General features: G+C 38.1%; 19 protein-coding genes and 2 riboswitches. Of the genes, 12 read left to right on the top strand and 7 right to left on the bottom strand.

Features of this window, described 5'->3' with window-relative positions; all coding sequences use genetic code 11:
* Positions 1-7 precede the first annotated feature (7 nt).
* From AC0INN_RS09795 to AC0INN_RS09780, 4 genes are all read right to left on the bottom strand, one after another.
* A complete protein-coding gene (locus AC0INN_RS09795) occupies positions 8-205 on the bottom strand; it encodes a cbb3-type cytochrome oxidase subunit 3 (RefSeq protein ID WP_089028120.1) in 198 nt (65 codons plus the stop codon).
* A gap of 16 nt (positions 206-221) precedes the next feature.
* On the bottom strand, positions 222-2483 hold the full coding sequence (ccoN, locus tag AC0INN_RS09790) for a cytochrome-c oxidase, cbb3-type subunit I (protein WP_172281244.1): 2262 nt from the start codon (positions 2481-2483) through the stop codon (positions 222-224).
* 5 nt (positions 2484-2488) lie between these two features.
* On the bottom strand, positions 2489-2713 hold the full coding sequence (gene ccoS, locus AC0INN_RS09785) for a cbb3-type cytochrome oxidase assembly protein CcoS (protein ID WP_172281242.1): 225 nt from the start codon (positions 2711-2713) through the stop codon (positions 2489-2491).
* 109 nt (positions 2714-2822) lie between these two features.
* Positions 2823-5198, bottom strand: coding sequence for a heavy metal translocating P-type ATPase (locus AC0INN_RS09780; protein WP_273650011.1), 2376 nt, complete (start codon positions 5196-5198; stop codon positions 2823-2825).
* Positions 5199-5288: 90 nt separating this feature from the next.
* On the opposite strand from AC0INN_RS09780, the gene AC0INN_RS09775 reads away from it, so the two are divergent.
* The 11 genes from AC0INN_RS09775 to AC0INN_RS09725 all read left to right on the top strand — a co-directional run bounded on the left by AC0INN_RS09775 (position 5289) and on the right by AC0INN_RS09725 (position 14065).
* Entirely contained in the window at positions 5289-6002 is a 714-nt protein-coding gene (locus AC0INN_RS09775) for a Crp/Fnr family transcriptional regulator (protein WP_172281238.1), read from the top strand.
* Positions 6003-6064: 62 nt separating this feature from the next.
* Positions 6065-6880, top strand: coding sequence for a 3-methyl-2-oxobutanoate hydroxymethyltransferase (gene panB, locus AC0INN_RS09770; protein WP_172281236.1), 816 nt, complete (start codon positions 6065-6067; stop codon positions 6878-6880).
* The gene (locus AC0INN_RS09765) at positions 6880-7203 is read left to right on the top strand and encodes a hypothetical protein (RefSeq protein ID WP_273650008.1); all 324 of its coding nucleotides are present in this window, start codon (positions 6880-6882) and stop codon (positions 7201-7203) included. The genes panB and AC0INN_RS09765 overlap by 1 nt, the downstream gene beginning before the upstream one ends.
* Positions 7204-7210: 7 nt before the next feature.
* On the top strand, positions 7211-7888 hold the full coding sequence (locus AC0INN_RS09760; RefSeq protein WP_273650005.1) for an RluA family pseudouridine synthase: 678 nt from the start codon (positions 7211-7213) through the stop codon (positions 7886-7888).
* Positions 7889-8013: 125 nt separating this feature from the next.
* Positions 8014-8111, top strand: a riboswitch (TPP riboswitch).
* A gap of 64 nt (positions 8112-8175) precedes the next feature.
* Entirely contained in the window at positions 8176-8382 is a 207-nt protein-coding gene (thiS, locus tag AC0INN_RS09755) for a sulfur carrier protein ThiS (RefSeq protein ID WP_172281231.1), read from the top strand.
* 24 nt (positions 8383-8406) lie between these two features.
* Entirely contained in the window at positions 8407-10218 is a 1812-nt protein-coding gene (thiC, locus tag AC0INN_RS09750; protein WP_273650003.1) for a phosphomethylpyrimidine synthase ThiC, read from the top strand.
* Positions 10215-10820: a thiamine phosphate synthase gene (locus AC0INN_RS09745; protein WP_273650001.1), complete on the top strand. Its 606-nt coding sequence runs from the start codon at positions 10215-10217 to the stop codon at positions 10818-10820. The genes thiC and AC0INN_RS09745 overlap by 4 nt, the downstream gene beginning before the upstream one ends.
* Positions 10821-10823: 3 nt before the next feature.
* Positions 10824-11444 carry a thiamine phosphate synthase gene (locus AC0INN_RS09740; protein WP_273649999.1) on the top strand — a complete coding sequence of 207 codons (621 nt, stop codon included), beginning with the start codon at positions 10824-10826 and terminating at the stop codon, positions 11442-11444.
* On the top strand, positions 11441-12214 hold the full coding sequence (locus AC0INN_RS09735; RefSeq protein WP_273649997.1) for a thiazole synthase: 774 nt from the start codon (positions 11441-11443) through the stop codon (positions 12212-12214). Before AC0INN_RS09740 ends, AC0INN_RS09735 begins: the two co-directional genes overlap by 4 nt.
* Before the next feature lie 11 nt (positions 12215-12225).
* Positions 12226-13344 carry a 2-iminoacetate synthase ThiH gene (gene thiH, locus AC0INN_RS09730; RefSeq protein ID WP_172281225.1) on the top strand — a complete coding sequence of 373 codons (1119 nt, stop codon included), beginning with the start codon at positions 12226-12228 and terminating at the stop codon, positions 13342-13344.
* A gap of 10 nt (positions 13345-13354) precedes the next feature.
* Positions 13355-14065, top strand: a complete 711-nt coding sequence (locus AC0INN_RS09725) for a HesA/MoeB/ThiF family protein (RefSeq protein ID WP_273649994.1) — start codon at positions 13355-13357, stop codon at positions 14063-14065.
* Between the two features lie 99 nt (positions 14066-14164).
* On the opposite strand, the gene AC0INN_RS09720 is transcribed toward AC0INN_RS09725, so the two are convergent.
* Positions 14165-16387, bottom strand: a complete 2223-nt coding sequence (locus AC0INN_RS09720; protein ID WP_273649992.1) for an outer membrane beta-barrel family protein — start codon at positions 16385-16387, stop codon at positions 14165-14167.
* Between the two features lie 199 nt (positions 16388-16586).
* Positions 16587-16685: riboswitch (SAM-I-IV-variant riboswitch) on the top strand.
* Positions 16686-16990: 305 nt separating this feature from the next.
* Between AC0INN_RS09720 and AC0INN_RS09715 the strand changes: the two genes are divergently transcribed.
* Complete coding sequence (locus AC0INN_RS09715; protein ID WP_306612991.1) at positions 16991-19747, top strand: TonB-dependent receptor plug domain-containing protein; 2757 nt, start codon at positions 16991-16993, stop codon at positions 19745-19747.
* 75 nt (positions 19748-19822) lie between these two features.
* Here the strand turns inward: AC0INN_RS09715 and AC0INN_RS09710 are convergent, their stop codons facing one another.
* Both AC0INN_RS09710 and AC0INN_RS09705 read right to left on the bottom strand, forming a co-directional pair.
* Positions 19823-20656, bottom strand: a complete 834-nt coding sequence (locus tag AC0INN_RS09710; protein WP_306612989.1) for a DUF5694 domain-containing protein — start codon at positions 20654-20656, stop codon at positions 19823-19825.
* 149 nt (positions 20657-20805) lie between these two features.
* Positions 20806-23073 carry an aconitate hydratase gene (locus tag AC0INN_RS09705; protein WP_306612987.1) on the bottom strand — a complete coding sequence of 756 codons (2268 nt, stop codon included), beginning with the start codon at positions 23071-23073 and terminating at the stop codon, positions 20806-20808.
* Between the last annotated feature and the right edge of the window lie 239 nt (positions 23074-23312).

The raw sequence follows: 23312 nt of genomic DNA, 5'->3' as shown, positions 1-23312 counted from the left end.
TAAATTTTTAATTTTTTAAATTAAAGTCGTCTTCGTCATCCTGCAGAGGAGCCTCTTCTTCTTCCTTGTAATATTTTTTAGGTCTGCTAAAAACATATATTACCAAAGCTACGAAGAACAGCATAAAGAAAATCAGAGCCAGCGTCTGGTAAAAACCAGCGTTTTCTGTATTGGATAATATATCTTTAAAGTTCTGAGGAATCATTGAGCTTTAATATTTTTTAGTTATTACTTGCTGTTTTTATTTCTGTTGTTTTGATATCAGTACCTAATCTTTGAAGATAAGAGATAAGGGCTACAACCTCTTTTTTCTCTAGTTCACCTTTAGGTCTCTTCGCATAAGCCTCTTTCAGGTCATTTGCTTCAGAGAAAATATCTTTTACAATCTTCGCTGCCTGGTTATCTGCCCACTTGTTTGCAGAATCTATCTGAGGCTTTGTATATGGTACGTCAAAAGTATTTTTCATCAGTAACATTTTATCAACCATTTTAGATCTGTCTAAGTTCGTAGCGATTAACCAAGGGTAACGAGGCATGATAGAACCCGCTGATGTCGATCTTGGGTTATACATGTGCTTATAGTGCCAAGAACTAGGGTTTTTCCCTCCTTCTCTATGTAAATCCGGTCCCGTTCTTTTTGAACCCCACAAGAATGGTCTGTCATAAACAAACTCACCCGCTTTTGAATATTGTCCGTTTTTACCGTTAAATCTTACGATCTCATCTCGGAATGGTCTTACCATCTGAGAGTGACAAGCGTTACAACCTTCACGGATATAAATATCTCTACCTTCAAGTTCCAACGGAGAATAAGGCTTCACTGCTGAAATGGTAGGTACACTTTTCTTAAGTGATAAAGTAGGTATAATTTCAACTGAACTACCGATAGAAATAGTGATGAAAGATAAAATACCTAATAATACAGGAGTTCTTTCTAACCATAGGTGAGTTCCTTCTCCTTCTTTTCTGTTTTTGCTGATGTTTGCTAAAGCAGGAGCTTCTGCAGGAACTTCTTTCTGGAATGATCCTTTTCTTACCGTTGCAACAACGTTTACGATCATTAAAATAGCTCCTGAAATGTAGAAGAATCCTCCTAAGAATCTCATTTTAAAATAAGGGATAATAGCTGTTACAGTATCCAACCAGTTTTTCCACAATAGGGTTCCGTCTGGATTGAACTGTTTCCACATCAAACCTTGAGTAAATCCTGAAATATACATTGGTACTGCATAGAAAATAATTCCTAAAGTCCCTAACCAGAAATGCCAGTTAGCTAGTTTTACAGACCATAATTTTGTTCTCCACAAGATAGGTACAAGATAATAGATTACACCGAATGCCATGAAACCATTCCATCCCAGTGCACCTAAATGTACGTGTCCGATTACCCAGTCAGTAAAGTGACCGATCTTGTTGATATTTTTAGTTGCTAAAAGCGGTCCTTCAAAAGTTGCCATACCATAACATGTAACAGCCACCACGAAGAATTTAAGGATAGGATTTTCTCTTACTTTATCCCATGCTCCTCTTAAGGTAAGAAGACCATTAAGCATTCCTCCCCATGATGGAGCGATAAGCATAATAGAGAACCCTGTTCCTACTGCCTGTGCCCATGCAGGAAGTGCAGTATACTGAAGGTGGTGAGGACCAGCCCAGATATATACGAAAATTAATGACCAGAAGTGGATAATAGACAGTTTATATGAGAAAACCGGTCTGTCTGCCGCTTTTGGCAAGAAGTAATACATCAAACCTAAAACCGGAGTTGTTAATACGAATGCTACTGCATTGTGACCATACCACCATTGTACGATAGCATCTTTTACCCCTGCATATGCTGAATATGATTTCCATCCTGTGAAAGATAACGGAACTTCTAAGTTATTAAAGATGTGAAGCATTGCTACTGCGATCCAGGTACCAATGTAGAACCAGATAGCTACATAAAGGTGTCTTACCCTTCTCTTAGCAATAGTTAAGAACATGTTGATACCGAAAATGATCCATGAGAAAGCAATTAATATATCGATTGGCCATTCGTGCTCAGCATATTCTTTAGAGGTGTTGATCCCCATAAAGAATGTAATGAACGTAGCAACAATCATAAACTGCCAAGTCCAGAAATGTAACCAAGATAATGTATCGCTATACATTCTTGTTTTTAATAATCTCTGTAATGAGTAATAAATACCGGTATAAACGATATTACAAACGAATGCAAAGATTACCGTGTTGGTGTGCAACATTCTGATTCTACCAAAACCAAATGCACCATGAGTATTAATTAGCCCTTGGATATTACCACTCTTCAAACTCTGAATGGTAGTATCATCTGTACCAAATAAAAATTCAGGAAGTTCAGGGTAGAAAAGCATTAAGGCTGCTGTAAGCCCGAACAAAAACCCTATAAGCCCAAAAACTATGGTCGCATAAAGAAATGCCCGAACAATACTGTTGTCATAACTAAACTTTTGTGTCTCCATATCAACTATTCACTTTTTTCTTCAATTTTATTATTTTCTCCTTTTTCTTTCTCGTCTGTTTTGTTGCCATCTTTCTCTTTCTCCTTTATTTCACCGGAGTCAAAAAGAATTCGTACAGCAGGAGATTCATCATCCTCAAACTGTCCTTTTCGGGCGTTAACTATAAAAACGACCAAGAAAATTGCAGCTAAAGAAACACTGCATAGGATCATTAAATATAGAATATCCATCAGACAACAAAATTAACCTATTTTCGGGGTTCAAATTTAGTGAAAAATAATGACATTCATCACGAAATACCGATTCTTGCTAATTTAAAATCAGTCTAAATAAGGGCTTCTACGCCTCTTTGGTAAAGTATTTCCGTCCTAAGATCCAGGTTGAAATTGTAGTGAATGCAACTACAGTGATTGAGCTTATTGGCATGATTATCGCTGCGAATAGCGGATGCATATGGCCTGTGACAGCGTAACTTAAGCCTACTATATTGTATAAAAAGCTTATTATGAATGTCATTTTAACAATAGTAATTGAGCCTTTGCAAACGTTCAGGTACCTGTCAAGGGTAACCACTTTGTCACCATTCATGATGACATCAGATGAAGGAGTAAAGGTATTGGTGTCATCTGCAATGGCTATTCCTACATTGCTTTGTTTCAATGCTCCTGCATCATTTAATCCATCTCCCAACATGGCAACTTTGTAATTTTTATCCTGGAGTTGCTTGATGTAATTTAATTTATCCTCCGGGCTTTGATTAAATGCCATCGCCTGATAGTTGGGGATAATTTCCTTTAACTGATTTTCTTCAGAAGAATTATCTCCGCTTAAAATGAAGATTTTATAATGGTTGAGCGTTTTGAATAAGTTTTTAAGGCGACTTCTATATTCATTTTTGAATATGAATTTACCTAGAAATTCATTGTTTTTACTGATGTAGACTGCCGTTTCAAGATTTTTAGATTCCTGATTATTATATTTTGCAGATCCTATCTTATAATGAGCTCCTCTTACAGTAGCCTCATATCCTTTCCCGGAGGTCTCAACGAAATTATCAACAGGGAAGTAGTCATCATTAATATCAATAAATTCGTATAAAGATTTTGAAAGCGGGTGATTTGAATTTTTTAATAAGGTTTTGATATTCAGTGAGTCGAATTCTGAAATGGTGGAACCTTCATACTTGATATTTGTTTTTTTGCGGTGGGTAATGGTTCCGGTTTTATCAAATACAAGTGTGTCGATTTTTGCAATTTTCTCAATGGTCAGGGTATCCTTTACATAGAATTTATTTCGTCCTAAAATCCTCATAATGTGCCCGAAAGTAAAAGGAGCGGAAAGCGCCAGCGCGCAAGGACAGGCAATGATCAATATGGCAGATACCACCTGGAACATTTTTTCCAGATCAATGAATGACCAGTAAATTCCTGAAATCAAAGCTATGCCTAAGATGATAAATGTGAAATACTTGCTGATGTTATTGGTGAGAGTGTCAAGTCCTGTTTCGTATTTCTTAAATGCTTCCTTATTCCAAAGTTGAGTAAGATAACTTTGGTCCACATTTTTGATCACTTCAAGTTCAAGAGAAGAACCTATCTGTTTTCCACCGGCAAAAATTTTATCTCCCGGTTGTTTACTTATGCTTTCACTTTCACCAGTGATGAAACTGTTATCGATATTTCCTTCCCCGTTAATAAGAATAGCATCTACGGGGATGATTTCCTGGTTTCTAACCAGAATCCGGTCTCCTACTTTAACTTCTGAAAGTAAGATATTGTCCTGCTTTCCATCAAAATCGACTTTGGTAACTGCAATTGGATAAAAAGATTTGTAATCACGGTCATATGAAAGAGCGCTATAAGTTCTTTTCTGGAAGGTTTTTCCTAACAGCATGAAGAATAATAGCCCGCAAAGTGTATCGAAATAGCCAGGTCCGTAGTCTGTTGCTACCTCATAAATACTTCTTCCGAAAAGAACGAAAATACCCAAAACAATAGGAACGTCAATATTAACGATCTTGTTCTTTAAACCATACCAGGCCGATTTGTAATAATCTGAAGCTGAATAGAAAACTACAGGAATGGCAAGCAGAAACATTAATGTTCTAAAAAGTCCTTTGTAGTGCTGCATCCAATAATCTTCACCTCCAATATACTCAGGAAAAGCAAGGAACATTCCATTCCCAAACGCAAAACCGGCAATGGCAAGTTTAACAAGAAGGGACTTATCAAGATGATCCACGTTTTTCTCTGCCGTTTCCAGGCTAATGACCGGTTTGTATCCGAGGTTGGTTAAAAATTTAGCGAGTTCGCTTAGTTTTAGATCGTTATGGTTGAAAGAAACCTGTAGGGTCTTTCTGGTAAAATTGACCTGTGAATATTTAATGCCGTCGTTCAGGGTATGAAGGCTTTCCAAAAGCCAGATGCAAGATGAGCAGTGGATTACAGGGATTTTAAAAGTCACAAGGCTTGTATTGCCTTCTGAAAAATCGGTGACTTTTTCAAAAATTTCCGGGGTGTCCAAATAATCGAACTGAGAGGAATTTTCGTCCGGACGAATTCCTGCTCTTTTATTCAGTTCATAAAAATTACTTAGATTGTTGGTATTCAGAATTTCGTAAACTGACTTGCAACCGTTGCAACAAAAAATTTTTTCATCAAAAAGAATTCGTTCTTTTTCTATGCCTTGACCACAATGGAAACAGTTCTCGCTCACCTTCATAAATTATTGAGGTACAAAATTATAACAAATTTTTTTGTTTATCGAGTTAAAATGTTCTATTTTTGTGATAAATGTCATATTAAAATGTCGCAGGAACAACAGATTGCAATTGAAGAGAGGTTCGCCAGAGTTTTTAATGATAAATCTTTTAAGGAAAGACTTTCAAGCGCAGATTTTGAAAAATACATTAGCACAAAAAAGAAATTAAAATTTCAGAAACACGATACTATTTTCGAAGATGGAGAAACTCCAAAGGGAGTATATTTTTTAGAAAATGGTGCTGCTAAACTTTCTAAATCCGGAGCCTTTGGAAAAGATCAGATCTTAAGGTTTATCAAAGAAGGTGATATTATTGGCTACCGTTCTTTACTTTGCGGAGAAAATTTTCAGGCTAAAGCTGAAGCAATGACTGATATTGAGTGTACTTTTCTACCTGCAGATGTATTTATGTATCTTTTAGAGGTGGATTCTCAATTGTCTTTCGTAATGCTTCAGAAAATAGCTTATGAATTAGGAGAATCTTCAAACACGATTACTTTCCTTGCTCAAAAAACCGTAAGAGAGCGATTGGCTGAAATTTTATTGCTTCTGGAACAGAAATTAGGAGTAGATCCGGAAGGGTTTATCAAAATTTCTTTAACAAGAGAAGAAATTGCCAATATCATCGGTACAGCTACCGAGAGTGCTATCCGTCTGATTTCCGAATTCAAACAGGATGATCTGATAGAAGTGGACGGAAGAAACATCAAGATCCTCAACCACGACAAACTAATGAAACTAGGTCACGTAGTTTTATAAATCATAAAAAAAATTTAAGTCGGCGGAAGCCGACTTTTTAACTTTTAAAATATAGATACATTATGTCTGTTCATTCTGAAATAAAAAAAGTTACGACTGAAACCTTGCGTAAAATGAAGTTCGACAAGGAAAAAATAACAATGCTTACAGCCTATGATTTCACTACAGCAAAGATGGTAGATGCAGGAGGAGTAGATGCTGTTTTGATAGGAGATTCTGCAGCCAATGTAATGGCAGGTTTTGAAACTACGCTGCCTATTACTCTTGATCAGATGATCTATCATGCTCAAAGCGTTGTACGTGGAGTAGACAGAGCTCTCGTTATTGCTGACCTTCCTTTTGGAACTTATCAGAGTAATCCTGAAAAAGCATTAGAGTCTGCCGTGAGAATGATGAAAGAGGGCGGTGCCCATGCTGTGAAAATTGAAGGCGGTAAAGAGATTTCAAAATCAATCAAGAAAATTGTTAATGCAGGAATTCCTGTGATGGGGCATTTAGGATTAACCCCTCAGTCTATTTATAAATTCGGAACTTACAAAGTAAGAGCGAAGGACGAAGCAGAAGCTGAGAAACTGATCAGTGATGCGCAGCTTTTAGAAGAATTAGGGTGCTTTTCTGTTGTTTTAGAAAAAATTCCGGCAGATTTGGCTAAAAAAGTATCTGAAAGTATCTCGATTCCGACAATCGGAATCGGAGCAGGCCCTGACTGTGACGGACAGGTTTTGGTTTATCATGATATGGTAGGAATGAACCAGGGGTTCAGTCCAAAATTTTTGAGAAGATATCTTGATCTTTACAGTGAAATCACAGGGGCGGTTGCACAATATGTAAAAGATGTAAAAGAGGTTACCTTTCCTAATGAAAAAGAAAGCTATTAATGAGAGATAATCAACAGACTATACAAGGAGTTATTTCCGTTATCGCATTGATCTGCCTTGCCGTAGGATGGTTCAATTTCTTTTCACCGGAAACTAATGATATTCTCTCGAAAAGGGTATTTTACATCGTCATAGGAATAAGTTTTGCCATTCAGGCTCCTTTTCTGTCTAACAGAAATTTTGTATATCCAATGTATGCTGCCGCAGGTCTTTGTATTGTTGGCGCTTTTCTTCCATTGGAATCAAGGCTGGCTGCAATGAAAACACTTGGGCTTCTTGCAGGGATTATTCTTTCTTTGTCGAACAGACGACAGATTAATTAAATGTAAAATGGAGGAGCAGATTGCTTATGAAGACAACCATCTCCTGGTTGTAAATAAAAAAGTCGGTCAGCTTGTACAGGGTGACAAGACCGGTGATGAATCGTTATTAGAATCAATAAAGAACTTTATAAAGAAAAGAGATGCTAAACCGGGAAATGTTTTTCTCGGTTTGGTTCATCGTATAGATCGTCCGACATCAGGTTTGGTTATTTATGCCAAAACCTCAAAAGCCCTTTCCCGTCTTACCCAGATGGTTAAAAACAGGGAAATTAAAAAAACATACTGGGCTGTTGTTGCTAAAGAAATGATTCCGCATCACCAGAGGCTGGTTCATTATTTAAAGAAAAATGAGAAAAATAATAAAGCCATTGTTTTTCCAAAGGCAACAGATGGAGCGAAAGAGGCAATTTTAACTTATAATGTTATTAAAACCCTGGACAATTATATGCTTCTTGAAATTGATCTGGAAACAGGAAGACATCATCAGATCCGGGCTCAACTTTCCAAGATTGGAGTTCCAATAAAAGGTGATTTGAAATATGGAGCACCCCGGTCCAATCCGGATGGAGGAATCAATCTTCATGCACGGATGCTTACATTCATCCATCCCGTGACCAAAGAAGAGATCAGAATTGTAGCTCCTGTTCCGCAAAATGATGCCATATGGAGAGCATGCGAAGAATAAGTCTGAATATAAAAGTTAATCTTAACATTATACTATTAAACATACAAAAGACCCTCTAAAAGCAGATGGTCTTTTTGTTTTTAATGAAATCATTTTGCCTGTTTTGAAAAAATAACTAACTTCGTCCCATACTTTAGGGGTGTCTGTTCACAAGCAGACTGAGACTTTACCCTTTGAACCTGATCTGGATCATACCAGCGTAGGGAAAAGTGAGATGACTTTTTGCTGTACATTTCTATTGTACAATTATAGCCATTCCTAAAGTGATTTATAACAAAAATCTTGGAATGGAACTTATAATCAATCACACACGGAAAACTTTCGATATTCCACCGGAAAACCTGGAGGCTTTGATGGCTCTGGAGGCACCCGGCCGCAAAAAAGGAATCGCTGTTGCCTTAAACAATCGTATTATTCCCATTTCCTCCTGGCAGAATACTGTACTTCAGGACCAGGATTCAATTTTAATTATTACCGCAACACAGGGCGGCTAATCTTCGTAAAACCCCAATAATTTTATGGCACATTCAATTACGCGTTCGCCATTTCCGAACTCAAAGAAAATTTATGTTGAAGGAAGCATTCATCCTATTAAGGTTGCTATGCGCGAAATCCTATTGAGCCCTACAAAGCTCAGCAATGGAACATTGGAGAATAATCCTCCTGTCACGGTTTATGATACGTCAGGACCTTATACGGATGAAAATTCGCAGATCGATATCCAGAAAGGACTTCCAAGAATAAGAGAGCAATGGATACTGGAAAGGGGAGATGTAAAAATTCTCGACGGAATATCGTCCGAATATGGGAAAGCCCGTTTGGCAGATCCGAAACTGGATGAATTACGTTTTTCTTATAACCATAAGCCAAAAGTCGCTCTGGAAGGAAAAGAAGTAACCCAGTTATACTATGCAAAACAGGGGATCATTACTCCTGAAATGGAGTACATTGCCATCCGTGAAAACCAAAGAATAGAACAGCTTGATTTTGTTTCCAAAGAAATGTCTTCCCAGCATGCCGGGAACAATTTCGGGGCAAGAACTCCTAAAAATAAGATTACTCCTGAATTTGTAAGAGAAGAGATTGCTGCCGGAAGGGCAATCATTCCTAATAACATCAACCACCCAGAAAGTGAACCGATGATTATAGGGCGGAATTTTTTAGTAAAGATAAATGCCAATATTGGTAACAGTGCTGTTTCTTCCAGTATCGATGAAGAGGTCGAAAAAGCAGTGTGGGCATGCAGATGGGGTGCGGATACTATTATGGATCTTTCCACAGGAAAAAATATTCACGAAACACGGGAATGGATCATCAGAAATAGTCCTGTACCTATCGGAACTGTTCCTATTTATCAGGCACTTGAAAAAGTGAAAGGAGTTCCTGAAGATCTTACCTGGGAAGTATTTAGAGATACCCTGATCGAGCAGGCTGAGCAAGGCGTTTCGTATTTTACCATTCATGCAGGAGTGCTGCTCAGATATATTCACCTTACCGTTAATAGAGTAACGGGAATTGTTTCGCGCGGAGGTTCTATTATGGCTAAATGGTGTCTTTATCATCACAAAGAAAACTTCTTGTACACGCATTTTGAAGAGATTTGTGAAATCATGAAAAAATATGATGTAGCTTTTTCTTTAGGTGACGGACTTCGTCCGGGATCTATTGCAGATGCTAATGACGCTGCACAATTTGCAGAGCTGGAGACTTTAGGAGAGCTTACGAAGATTGCTTGGAAACACAATGTACAGGTAATGATTGAAGGTCCCGGTCATGTTCCGATGCATATGATCAAAGAAAATATGGATAAGCAGCTGGAAGAGTGCCACGAAGCACCTTTCTATACGTTAGGGCCGTTAACAACAGATATTGCACCGGGCTATGATCATATAACTTCAGGAATCGGAGCTGCCATGATCGGATGGTTTGGATGTGCAATGCTTTGTTACGTTACCCCTAAAGAACATCTAGGACTACCCAATAAAAAAGATGTGAAAGACGGGGTTATTACCTACAAGCTGGCAGCACATGCTGCGGATTTGGCAAAAGGACATCCAGGTGCTCAGTACAGAGATAATGCTCTGAGTAAAGCAAGGTTTGAATTCAGATGGGAAGATCAGTTTAATCTTTCCCTGGACCCTGAAACGGCAAAAGCATATCATGATGAAACATTACCGGCAGAGGGAGCAAAGATTGCGCATTTTTGTTCCATGTGTGGTCCTAAATTCTGTTCCATGAAAATTACTCAGGAAATACGGGAATCCGCTGAAATGGGGATGATGATAAAATCACAGGAGTTTATCGAGAACGGAAAGGAAATTTATTTATGATCATTGTCATAAGTCCTGAAAACATTTTAATCAATGAAGCAGAATGTGTCAATAAGATGTTTCAGGATGGGCTGGAATTATTTCATATCAGGAAACCTTTTATCACTGAGGTAGAAATGATCGTTTTCTTGGATCAGATCGATGCATCATTCCGTCATCGATTGGTAATGCACGGTTATTTTGACCTGGCAGCAGAATATGGCATTTCAAGAATACACTTCAGAGAAGAGGACCGTATTAATGGATTGCATTCATGGCGTGCAAAAGGTTCGGTAATCTCTACATCGGTACATGATATCATTTGTTTTAATGCTCTTGAGCCCAATTGGGAATATGCTTTTTTCAGTCCATTTTTCTCAAGCATTTCAAAACCGGGATATGGAGAACATTCTAAGGTTTTGGAGAGGATAGGACTTCGGAATAATCATGATGTGAAACTTATTGCTTTAGGAGGAATCTATGAGGAAAACATGGAGATAGCACTGAGATCGGGAGCAGAAGGTCTTGCCTTGCTGGGAGGGATCTGGATGAATGAGCAACCTGTAAAGGCATTTAATCAGTGCAGGAATAGAATGTTGGAATATAATTATCAAAACAGGTAGAAATTGGTCAAAGAAAAATTACAATATATTTCCCAGGGAAATACAAAAGAAGAACAGGAATTGAATATTTACAGGGCTCTGGACGCCGGTGTAAAGTGGGTGCAGGTTCGTTGGAAAAACGCGCCTGGGAAAGAGCTTTTTGAATTGTGTGAAAAATCAAAATTACAATGTACCGAATACGGGGCAATATGTATTATTAACGATCACATACATTTGGCAGAACTCGTAGATGCTGATGGTGTCCATTTAGGATTAGATGATGATACAATCACTCAGGCAAGACAAATTCTGGGTCCTGAAAAAATAGTCGGGGGAACAGCTAATACATTAGAGGACGTCCTGCAAAGAATTGATGAATCTTGTGATTATATCGGTTTGGGGCCATTGCGGTATACACCGACAAAGGAGAAATTAAGTCCGGTACTGGGCTTTAAAGGGTATCAGCAACTGATCCGGGATTTAGAAAAAAGATCGGTTAAAATTCCTGCAATCTATGCAATTGGAGGTGTACGTCTTGAAGATGTAGAATTATTACAGGAAATTGGAATCCATGGAGTTGCTGTCTCCGGACAAATTACAGGCAGGCCGTCTGTCGTTAATGAATTTATAAAATCTTTCAAATGAATCATATACTAACAATTGCAGGAAGAAGTTTCGAATCAAGGCTATTTCTGGGAACGGGTAAATTCGGAAATCTGGCAGAAATGACGCAATCCATTATTGCATCAGAAAGCAATATGGTGACAATGGCACTGAAAAGAATTGATGCTCAATCTGAGGATGATGGTATTCTCACGGCACTGCAGCCCACCAATACCCATCTTCTGCCTAACACCTCCGGAGCCCGTACTGCCAAAGAAGCAGTACTGGCTGCGCAATTGGCCAGAGAAGCGTTAGAAACAAACTGGGTGAAACTGGAAATACATCCGGACCCTAAATATTTACTGCCGGATCCTATAGAAACATTATATGCAACGGAAGAACTTGCGAAGCTTGGGTTTATTGTAATGCCCTACATTCATGCTGATCCCGTTTTATGCAAACGGTTAGAAGACGCAGGGACAGCAGTGGTTATGCCATTGGGAGCTCCTATCGGAACGAACAAAGGTCTTCGGACGTTGGATTTCCTGGAAATTATCATTAGCCAGAGCAAAGTTCCTGTGGTAGTTGATGCAGGAATAGGAGCCCCATCTGATGCGGCAAAGGCCATGGAAATTGGTGCTGATGCCGTATTGGTGAATACTGCTATAGCCGTGGCAAAGGATCCGATCAGTATGGCAATTGCATTTAAGGAAGGGGTTATTGCAGGAAGAAGAGCTTATGAAGCCGGACTGGGCTCGATTAGTTCCCATGCTGAGGCATCAAGCCCCTTGACTTCATTTTTATTTGAATAAATCGTATTAGAATGAAAAATTTTGAGGAGGTTTTCACATCCTATGAGTGGAATGATATTAAACAAAAACTGGAAAATGTCACTTTATCCGATGTAGAATACAGCCTTCAGAAGAAGCAGAAAACATTAGATGATTTCCTTAATCTTATTTCAATGGCTGCGGCACCGAAATTAGAAGTGATGGCTGGCATGGCGAGAGCGATTACCCAAAAACGTTTTGGCAAAGTAATCCAGCTGTATGCACCTTTATACCTTAGTAACGAATGTCAGAACATTTGTACCTATTGTGGTTTTAGCTTAGACAATAAACTGAAAAGAAAAACACTTTCCGATACTGAGATTATGATAGAAGCAACGGTTCTGAAGGCGATGGGAGTAAATCATATATTGCTGGTAAGCGGTGAAGCGAATAAGACCGTAGGAATTGCCTACTTTCTGAATGCTGTTCGGTTATTAAAATCCCATTTTGCCAACATTTCTATCGAAGTACAGCCATTGTCAGAAGATGAATACCGATTACTCCATCAGGAAGGAGTTCATTCAATCCTTGTGTATCAGGAGACTTATCATCAGGAAGTGTATAAGCAGTATCATCCGAAAGGTAAAAAATCAAATTTTAATTTTCGTCTGGAAACACCTGACCGAATAGGAAGAGCAGGGATCCATAAAATGGGGTTAGGTGTTTTATTAGGATTGGAAGATTGGAGAGTCGATAGCTTCTTCAATGCAGCCCACATTGATTACCTGCAAAAGCAATATTGGAAAAGTAAATTTTCCGTATCATTTCCGAGATTACGGCCCGCTGAGGGAATCATAGAACCCAACTTCATTATGGAAGATAAAGAGCTTTTGCAACTCATTTGTGCTTACCGGATATGGAATGAAGATCTTGAAATTTCCATTTCTACCAGGGAGAATGAAAATTTCAGAAATCATATTGTATCTCTTGGAGCCACTTCCATGAGTGCCGGATCTAAGACTAATCCGGGAGGCTATGCTGTAGATCCTCAATCGTTGGAACAATTTGAAACCAGTGATGAAAGAAGCATGCAGGATATAAAAAATGTGATCAGGAATGCGGGATATGATCCTGTTATGAAAGATTGGGATTCTGTGTACAGTGGTTTTTAATAGAATGATCATGAATAGCGAAGAAATGTTTTCCAGATACAGCCGTCAAATTTTTATTGATGAGATTGGTACTTCAGGGCAACGAAAAATACTTAATGCGAAAGTGCTTGTTGTGGGGGCTGGTGGATTGGGGAGTCCTGTTATTCAATATTTGGCAGCGGCAGGAGTTGGCATTTTAGGGATCGCAGACTTTGATAAAGTAGAGCTTCATAATCTGAACAGGCAGATTATTCATAATGAAAAAAGTGTAGGGATATCCAAAGTGTCCAGCGCAGTACAATTTGTTGAAGCACTTAACAGGCATATTACTATTATTCCCATTGATGAAAAGATAGATCTTTCAAATGTTGAAAGGATAATTTCCAGATATGACCTGATTGTAGACGGATCAGATAACTTTTCTACACGGTATTTAATTAATGATGCTTGTGTGAGACTAAAAAAGCCGGTGGTTTATGGAAGTATTCTGGGCTTTTCCGGTCAGGTGGCAGTATTTAATTACAGAGAGAGTAAAAACCTGAGGGATCTTTTTCCTGAACCACCGGTGGATGAAGATACCCCGGATTGTGATAGTTTAGGTGTTCTGGGATCATTACCCGGAATAATAGGAAGTATGATGGCACATCTGAGCCTGAAAATAATTACAGATCTTCCTGTGAATACCAATCAGCTGACTTTGGTCGATACTCTGGACTGGAGATTTCGCACCATCGATTTTTAATTATATTGTTTTTAAATAAATCGGGCAATAAGAATATTCTTACTGCCCGATTTTATGATAATTGATATGTTGATGTAGTATTAAAAGACTATAACCTGATTATTTACTATCCTGCTGCATTACCCCTCCGTTATCCTCTTTCTTGCTGCTGTTTAAGATATTCGGATCCTCTTTAGCCAGTTTGTTTTTGGTTGGGATCTTGTAATTAATGGAAAGTCCGAAATTTCTTGTGTCATATTTTGTTCTCAAAGTAACCGCTTCTCCGGATGGCGGATTAGAACGGACCTGCATTACCTGTCCGTTAAAAATATCATTAGCAAAAACAGAAACAGTAAGACGGTTATCCAAAAACTTTTTAGTCAGTGTAATATCCAGTGAATTGCTGAATGGTTTTTCTGCTGTGAAGTAGAAATAACCTGCTTTTGGCGTCAGGTAGCTGTAGTTTGCTGTTAGCTTAATCTGTTTAGGCAGAATAAGTTGGGTCATCACATTGAAAATCCAGAATCCTTTGTTGTTTAAATTATCAATATCATGTTTCTGATATCCGGCATACAGATACATAAAATTGATTTTGTCTGGATTAAAATCAAACTTCATGATTTCGCTCATGGGCTTACTAAAAATCATGAAAGGGACAGGAAGCCCTACATTGAAATTGTGGATCCTCATGCTGGAAATGTTTATCTGCTCATTAAACAGGTTTTTTCCATTTTTTCTGATGATCTGTGCAACCTGATTTTTAGCTGAGCTTACACTATATCCGATGAATGCATAATCAAAGGCAGAAAGTTTTACTTCATAATTGTCAAAGATCGTAGGCTGCAGATTCGGATTTCCGGTAACCTGGGTATTCGGTCCCTGAAATGTAGTGTTATTGGGATTAAGTGCAGAAATACTTGGCAGGCTGATCTTCTTGTTATAGTTTGCTGAAACAGAAACCTGATTCATAAAGCTGTACTGAACGCTTGCATTTGGAAATAATTTAAACTTATTAAAAGGGATCAGATTTTTCTGAACTATTGCACCGGTACTGTCAATCACCCTTGTAATTCCAGAGATGTCATAATTTTCAGCCCTTGATCCTAATGTGAAATCGAATTTTTTCAATTTAGCCTGGAACTCAAGATAGGTGGAAGCGGTCTGTCGTTGATAGTCCAGATTGGTCAAACCTCTGCTTTGGGTATCGAAGTTTTGTTTTTCATATAATCCACCGAAACTTACCTTTCCTCCATCAAGGATCTTGATTGGTTGCGAATAATCCACTTTAAAATTAGCAATTCTCATGTCAGATTCATTGTTCAGTAAAAGGCCATCCGAAAACCTTGGAAAGTTTTCGTTAGGATTGATGTAACTGATATCTCTGAAAATATTATTCTGATCAAATTTACTCGTTGATTTGGTATATCCGAACTGGAAATCCAGTTTTTGAGATTTATCACTAAAGCGTTTCTGATAGGTTATTACCGCTTCCTGTCTCAAATTATTCGTGTAAGCGGCATCAAATGCATGAAAATATCCTTCCCTGATACTGTCTTTAACAGGAATGTACGGTAGGTCAGCAAAACCGTTACTATCTGTGTAATTGCTGTTTTTATTATGATAGATATCGTAATTTAATAATAATCTGTCCTGTCCCAGATCAAATGTTAAGCCCGATTTCGCGAAATAACCACGGCCGATTCTATCCGTATTGCTTAATAATAAATCATTTTGATTCGAATTCAGCATACTTTCCCGATAGTTCTGTCCGATGTTCAGCTGCCATCCGAAATATTTATTACGGGCGTTTAAATTTAAAGAGTTGCTGGTTCTGCTTCTCAACTTACCGTAGTTGGTAAATGAATAATTTCCTGAATAAGTTGCCGTAAGATATTTATTGGCATTTTTGTTCGTAATGATATTCATAATTGCACCCCCGGAAGTTGCCGGGAATTCAGCGCCAGGTTGAGTGATCACTTCAATTCGGTCTACAGAATTGGCAGGCATCCCTTCCAAAAATGAATTGAGTTCATTGGAAGTAATGTTTAAAGGGCGTCCGTTAAGATAAACATCAAGGATCTTTCCCTGATACATCATACCGGCAATATCAGTAGACACCAGACCCGGAAGTTTTTTGATACCCTCTAAAACATTTCCGTTGTTCAGCTGGGGCTGTTCTGAAAAATCAAAAATAGTCCGGTCTGCTTTTTGTTCAACGGCTTTTTTAGTTTTGGTAATTACAACCCCTTCGATCTGCTTTTCCTTGACCTGGTTGTTGGTTTTTTCCTGAGCCTTTGTGACAATAATGCTTAAGGAAAATAAAACGAGTACAATTTTTTTCATAATGGTTTTTACTACTACTCAGTTAGACGTTTAAAATAAAAAAATGTTACAAGGAAAGTTTTTAGAGGGTTGTTTTATTCCATGAAATACCTCACAATAGAATATAATCATATTGCATCATCATACGGCTTGGTTTTGCGATTGATTTAAAAATTTTACAAATTATTTTTTTATTTGTAAAATAGTTATATCTTTGCCTCACAATTATCAAGAATCTCATAGATGGGATAGCAACCTGCAAAACAAGCAAGGTGCTGAAATAGATAAGCCGGCAAGCTCCGGAAAAAATGTTTTTCTATTCATTCCCATCTTACAATTTTTGTTTAAAATTTAAAATCAATGTTTAAGAACAGGGAAAATTACAGCACAATGAATTTGACTTTTTGCCCGGCAGATATCGAAGCAAAGCTTCTGTATGCTGGTGATCACTCATGGCATTTCGTGATGTGTATGTGTTGTTGTTCTTAGCCTCTGGTTTCTATTAACTAATAAAACCGTTTATCATTTTTCTTTTAGCCTTGTGTTTTCAAGGTTACAGGATACTTTTTGCTTAAAATTTTAAGCAAACAAAAAAATTATAACAAAAATTTAAAAATAAAACACATGCGCCATTTTAAAAATAGAAGTATCATTGCTTCGGCCACTTTAATTTCGACGTTTTACTTCGCCCAGTCTGATACTCTAAAATCAAAAAAAATCGATGAGGTTGTTCTTCTCGGTTCAAGAGGATCAGGTAGATCATTAACAGATACTCCGGTTCCGGTAGACGTTATTAACATTTCAAAAATATTGAAACAAAGCCCGGTTAATAATATAAGCCAGGCTCTAAACTATATTGTCCCTTCTTTTTCCTCCACATCGCATACTGTAAATGACGGGACGGATTTTGTGGATCCTGCACAATTGAGGGGTTTAGGTCCCGATCAGGTTTTAGTTTTACTTAATGGGAAAAGAAGGCATCAGTCTTCACTCATCAATGTAACCCTTACACCAGGTAGGGGTTCGGTGGGAACAGATCTTAATGCGATTCCTGCTTTTGCTTTGGATAAAATTGAAGTGCTTCGGGATGGTGCTTCTGCACAATACGGATCTGATGCTATTGCAGGAGTTGTCAATTTAGGTCTTAAAAAAAGATTGGGGTTATCCGGTCAGTTATTTTTGGGAGGATATGCTTCACCGGTTACCAACAATTTTTCCGGTGGACTGGATGGAGAAACCATCTCTTTAGACCTGAATTATGGATTCAAACTTGGAAAACAGGGTTTCTTCAATATTACCACATCAACACAATACCGGGATCCTTATTCCCGAGCTGGTGTGAGGAATGGCGATATATACAATGCCTATAATGCTATTAACTACAGGGCTGCTCAAGATGGGATAGATATAGACGGGCTTTATAAGAATATAAATAATACTTCCAATAGCCAGCAAATTATCAATACGATTAAACAATATGCAACAAAAGTAAATTATTTTTCATCTGATTTACAGAATAAAATTGCAAACGCCAATAACATTTCAACTTTACAGGGTTTATTAGGAGGGGATGTTACCAATGATGAACTTGCATATAGAGGACTTCAACGGAAAGACTTCAGTATCAGGGCAGGACAGTCGAAACTACAATCAGCCCAGGTATATTATAATTCGGAAATTCCGATTAATGATGACTGGAAGGTGTATTCTTTTGGAGGATATAGCTACAGGCTGGGGAATGCCGGAGGTTTTTTCCGTTTGCCTAATACCGAGAGAAATATCAATTTTATAACACCCAACGGATATCTGCCACAGATTGAGTCTACCATTAATGATTATTCATATGCAGCTGGGATCAAAGGAAAATGGAATGACTGGAATATAGATCTCAGTAACACTTTTGGAAAGAATACTTTCAAGTTTGGAGTTGTTAATACTTTTAATTCTTCATTGGTCAACAACTCTCCAAGAAGATTTGATGCAGGTGGACTTGAGTTTTTGCAAAACACCCTAAACCTTGACTTTTCCAAAAAGTATGATGTATTGCATGGGCTGAACATTGCATTTGGAGGGGAATACCGTTATGAAAATTATAAGGTGAATGCCGGTAACGAGAATTCTTATGCCTCTTATGATATTTATGGAAATGTAGTGACCGTAAATACTCCAAAAAATGAGCTTGTGACTGATTTTTTTGGCGTAACAAGACCTGCCGGTTCCCAGGTATTTCCGGGATTTAGTCCGGATAATGCTGTTTCCGGAAATAGAAATAGTGTGGCCGGATATGTAGATGTGGAGCTGGAACCAACGGATTGGTGGCTGGTAGAAGGTGCTTTGCGCTATGAAAACTATTCAGACTTTGGATCTACCTTTAATTATAAACTAGCGACTAATGTGAAGTTGGCTGATAATTTTAATTGGAGAGGTGCTGTTTCTACAGGTTTTAGAGCCCCTTCATTAGCCCAGATCTATTATAGCTCAACATCAACCTTAATTCAACAGGGCAATACTACCCAGGTAGGAACTTTTAGGAATAATTCCGAGGCTGCACAGGCGCTTGGGATTCCAAAACTGAAACAGGAAACCTCCCAGTCGTACAGTACAGGACTTACTTGGAAAGCTCCAAATTTGAATCTTGTGGTTACAGCAGATGTTTATTATATTAAAATTAAAGATAGAGTAGTGCTCACTGATTTGTTTTTCAGGCCTAAAGGTACTAGAGGTGTAGATTTTCCTGAAGGATCGGATCAGGCGATTCTGCAGGATGCTTTTGACCTTGCAAGAGCTAGTGCCGCCAATTTTTTTGCGAATGCTGTAGATTCCCAGACCAAAGGGCTTGATCTTACCATTTCCCAGACATCCAATTTAGGTTCAGGAATTAATCTGGAAAATAACTTTGGGCTCAATCTGAATCAGACCAGAAGAATAGGAAATATCCATGCCTCTTCAAAATTAGTTAGCCAGATAGACAGTTACTTTTCTGAGCCCAACAGGATTTACTTTGAAGAAGCCGTACCTCGGGTAAAAGCAACTCTATCCAATAATCTTAGAGTTTCAGGATTTAATATTTTATTGAGGAATTCTTTCTTTGGAAAAGTAACCGACGCTGATGTATTGGATGCTAATTTTGATGGTGTAGTAGGAAAACAGGAACACTTTGTATTGAATAATCGTTTTGTAACAGATCTTTCAGTAGGCTATGACTTCAGTAAAAATATATCTGCAACCATTGGAAGTAACAATATATTCAATGTGATGCCTTCTAAAAATCCACTAATCAATTCCCTGACAGCAGATAATCAGTTTGTATACTCCAGACAGGTTTCCCAATATGGTATTGGAGGACGATTTCTGTTTGCAAGGGTAGAATTTAAGTTTTAAATGCTCTGGAAGCTTTGAAGCATAAAGCCATATAAACAAAGGCAGAGATTTCAACTTAAATCTCTGCCTTTATATTTATAAAGAAGAAAATTCTGTGAACTCATATTCTGCAGAGCAGGTTAAAAGTTGTCTGAGGACTGCTGCATGTCCGTTTCCTATGATTACGAGAATTCTGTCGTCACTCTGATGCGGAATATTCTGTATATTACGGAATATTCTCAGATTCCTGCTATACCAATCCATGGCAAGTATATCAGCTCCGTCATAATCCCTTAATTTAAAATCTCCACTCAGATAAGCGCCATATCCATATTCGTGATATTCTTTGCTGTTAAGATATTGGAAGGTGTTCATAAGTGAGCTAAAGTTTTTGGCTTCTGAATGATTATAGAAATCAGTAAAGTTTTGAGAAATAGGGTCGTCACTTTTATAATCATATCCCTCTGTAAGTTTCTTAAAATACAGTGAGTCAGTCTTTCCAAACTTTTCCATAAGGTCTTCTAATACGGAAGAGGCGTCTACACTGAATAGTTCGTTGATCTTCAGTTCATTGGCAATTCTCATGGCAAGCTGATACCGTTCGTCTCTTTTATCATGGTGTTTTCCTTCATTATACTCTTTGAGTTTTTGATTGGCGTTCCATTCGGGTGAAGCTTCAATAGCAATCTTTGTTGGCCTGAACTTCTTAATATAATTTACCAGATCGGTAACCTCTTTGGATGTTTTAGGAGATAGTACATCGATCTGATCCTGTTTTTTGATTTTATGGGCATCCAGATTAGGATAATCAAAATGGAATGAACCTACCACTAAAACTTTTGTTTTTGGAGTAGGGAAGAAATCAGATGGTTTTTTTTGAGCCTGAACAAAGCAGGAAAATAATAGAAGAGTGTAAAGAAGTGTTTTCATGATATTTTATTACTATTATTAAAACAACTTATTATATAGATTTATTACATATTCCTATAAAAATTGAAGGTTATCATATAAAGTATACATATAAATAAAAAAAACATCCCGACCGGGATGTTTTTTTTATTATCGGGGCATAAATAGATTTATGCCTCTTGCTGTTTAATAAGATTCAATGCTGAACCAGCTTTGAACCAGTCGATTTGTTGATCATTATAGGTGTGGTTAGCCATAATAATATCCTTGGTTCCGTCAGCATGTACAAATTCCAGTGTTAATTGTTTTCCGGGAGCAAACTGATCTAAATCTAAGAAGTTAACAGTATCGTCTTCCTGGATTTTATCATAATCTGCCTCATTAGCGAAAGTTAATCCCAGCATCCCTTGTTTTTTAAGGTTGGTTTCGTGGATTCTTGCAAATGATTTTACCAATACTGCTTTTACACCAAGATGTCTCGGCTCCATTGCTGCGTGTTCTCTTGATGATCCTTCACCATAATTCTGGTCACCCACAACGATGGTAGGAATACCTGCCGCTTTATAAGCTCTTTGAACAGCCGGAACTTCACCGTATTCACCCGTTAATTCGTTTTTAACATGGTTTGTTTCCATATTATAAGCATTTACTGCTCCGATTAACATGTTATTGGAAATATTATCAAGGTGTCCTCTATATTTTAACCATGGTCCAGCCATAGAAATGTGGTCGGTTGTACATTTTCCAAAAGCCTTGATTAAAACTTTAGCTCCTGTAATATTTTTACCATCCCATGCAGGGAATTCTTCTAATAACTGAAGTCTGTCTGATGTAGGGCTTACTTTTACTACCACTGAAGAACCATCTTCAGATGGAGCCTGATACCCATTGTCATCTACAGCAAACCCTTTTGCCGGTAGCTCAGATCCTTTCGGTTCGTTTAGTTTAACCTGATCTCCATTTTCTGCAGTAAGCGTATCGGTAATAGGATTAAAGTCCAGTCTTCCTGAAATTGCTACAGCAGCTACCATTTCCGGTGAAGCTACGAAAGCATGCGTATTCGGGTTACCGTCCGCTCTTTTTGCAAAGTTCCTGTTGAAAGAGTGAATAATAGAGTTTTTCTCTCCTTTATCAGCTCCCTCTCTGTCCCATTGCCCTATACAAGGTCCACAGGCATTTGTAAAGATTCTTGCATTTTCAAATTTTCTGAATGAATTTAAGAAACCGTCTCTTTCTGCAGTGAATTTCACCTGCTCGGATCCCGGATTGATACCCAAAATAGCTTTAGGTTTTACTCCTTTTGCCACAGCATCCTCAACAATAGAAGCAGCTCTTGATAAATCCTCATAAGACGAATTGGTACAAGAACCGATCAGTGCCCATTCAACCTCTAAAGGCCATCCGTTAGCTTCTGCCTTTGCTCTGAACTCAGAAACAGGAGTTGCTAAATCCGGAGTAAATGGTCCGTTTAAGTGCGGAGCCAGCTCAGAAAGATTGATTTCAATTACCTGATCAAAATATTGTTCAGGATTTGCATATACTTCGGCGTCACCAGTAAGGTGTTCAGCAATTTTATCAGCAGCATCCACAACATCCTGTCTTCCTGTAGCAGCCAGATATCTTCTCATGGAGTCATCATACCCGAAAGTAGAAGTGGTAGCTCCAATTTCAGCTCCCATATTACAGATGGTTCCTTTACCTGTTGCAGAAAGAGATTCTGCTCCTTCTCCGAAATATTCCACGATGCATCCGGTTCCTCCTTTTACAGTAAGAATTCCTGCTACTTTTAAGATCACATCTTTTGCAGAAGTCCAGCCACTCATTTTACCGGTTAATTTTACACCGATTAACTTAGGCATTTTAAGCTCCCATGCCATTCCTGCCATTACGTCTACAGCATCAGCACCACCTACTCCGATGGCTACCATCCCAAGTCCTCCTGCATTTACCGTATGCGAATCAGTACCAATCATCATACCGCCAGGGAAGGCGTAATTTTCCAGTACTACCTGGTGGATAATACCGGCTCCAGGTTTCCAGAAACCGATTCCATATTTATCACAAACAGAACTCAAAAAGTTGAAAACTTCAGAGTTTTTATTAATACCTTCCTGTAAATCTGCTTCTGCACCTACTCTGGCCTGGATCAGGTGATCCGCATGGGCAGTAGAGGGAACGGCAACTTTGGCTTTGCCGGCTTGCATGAACTGTAAAAGTGCCATTTGTGCTGTTGCATCCTGCATAGCTACTCTATCTGGAGCAAAATCTACGTAAGAGCTTCCTCTTTCATGTGCTGTAGTTGCATTTCCTTCCCAAAGGTGGGTGTATAAGATTTTTTCAGAAAGTGTAAGAGGTTTTCCAACGATTTGTCTTGCCGCAGCAATTCTTTCAGGGTAACGCTCGTACACCTTTTTGATCATATCAATGTCGAAAGTCATATCTATTTTAATTTTTCTTTTTAAATTTTTTTTCCGGATTTAATTTAAAAATAAGAAGCGGAAATTCTTCGAGTGCAAATCATCAAATACTATTCCTACCTTCCAAAAATGGCATAAATAAGATGAATCATTACTATTTTTAATACCTATCAAGTTAAGGAAAAAATAAATTTTGAGCTGTTGACCTAGGTTAAAATAATTCTATTCACTCTTAAATGGAAAGATTCTAAATAAAAAAA

It is taken from the genome of Chryseobacterium subflavum (assembly GCF_055762745.1).
This window is presented reverse-complemented; position numbering and strand designations above follow the sequence as displayed.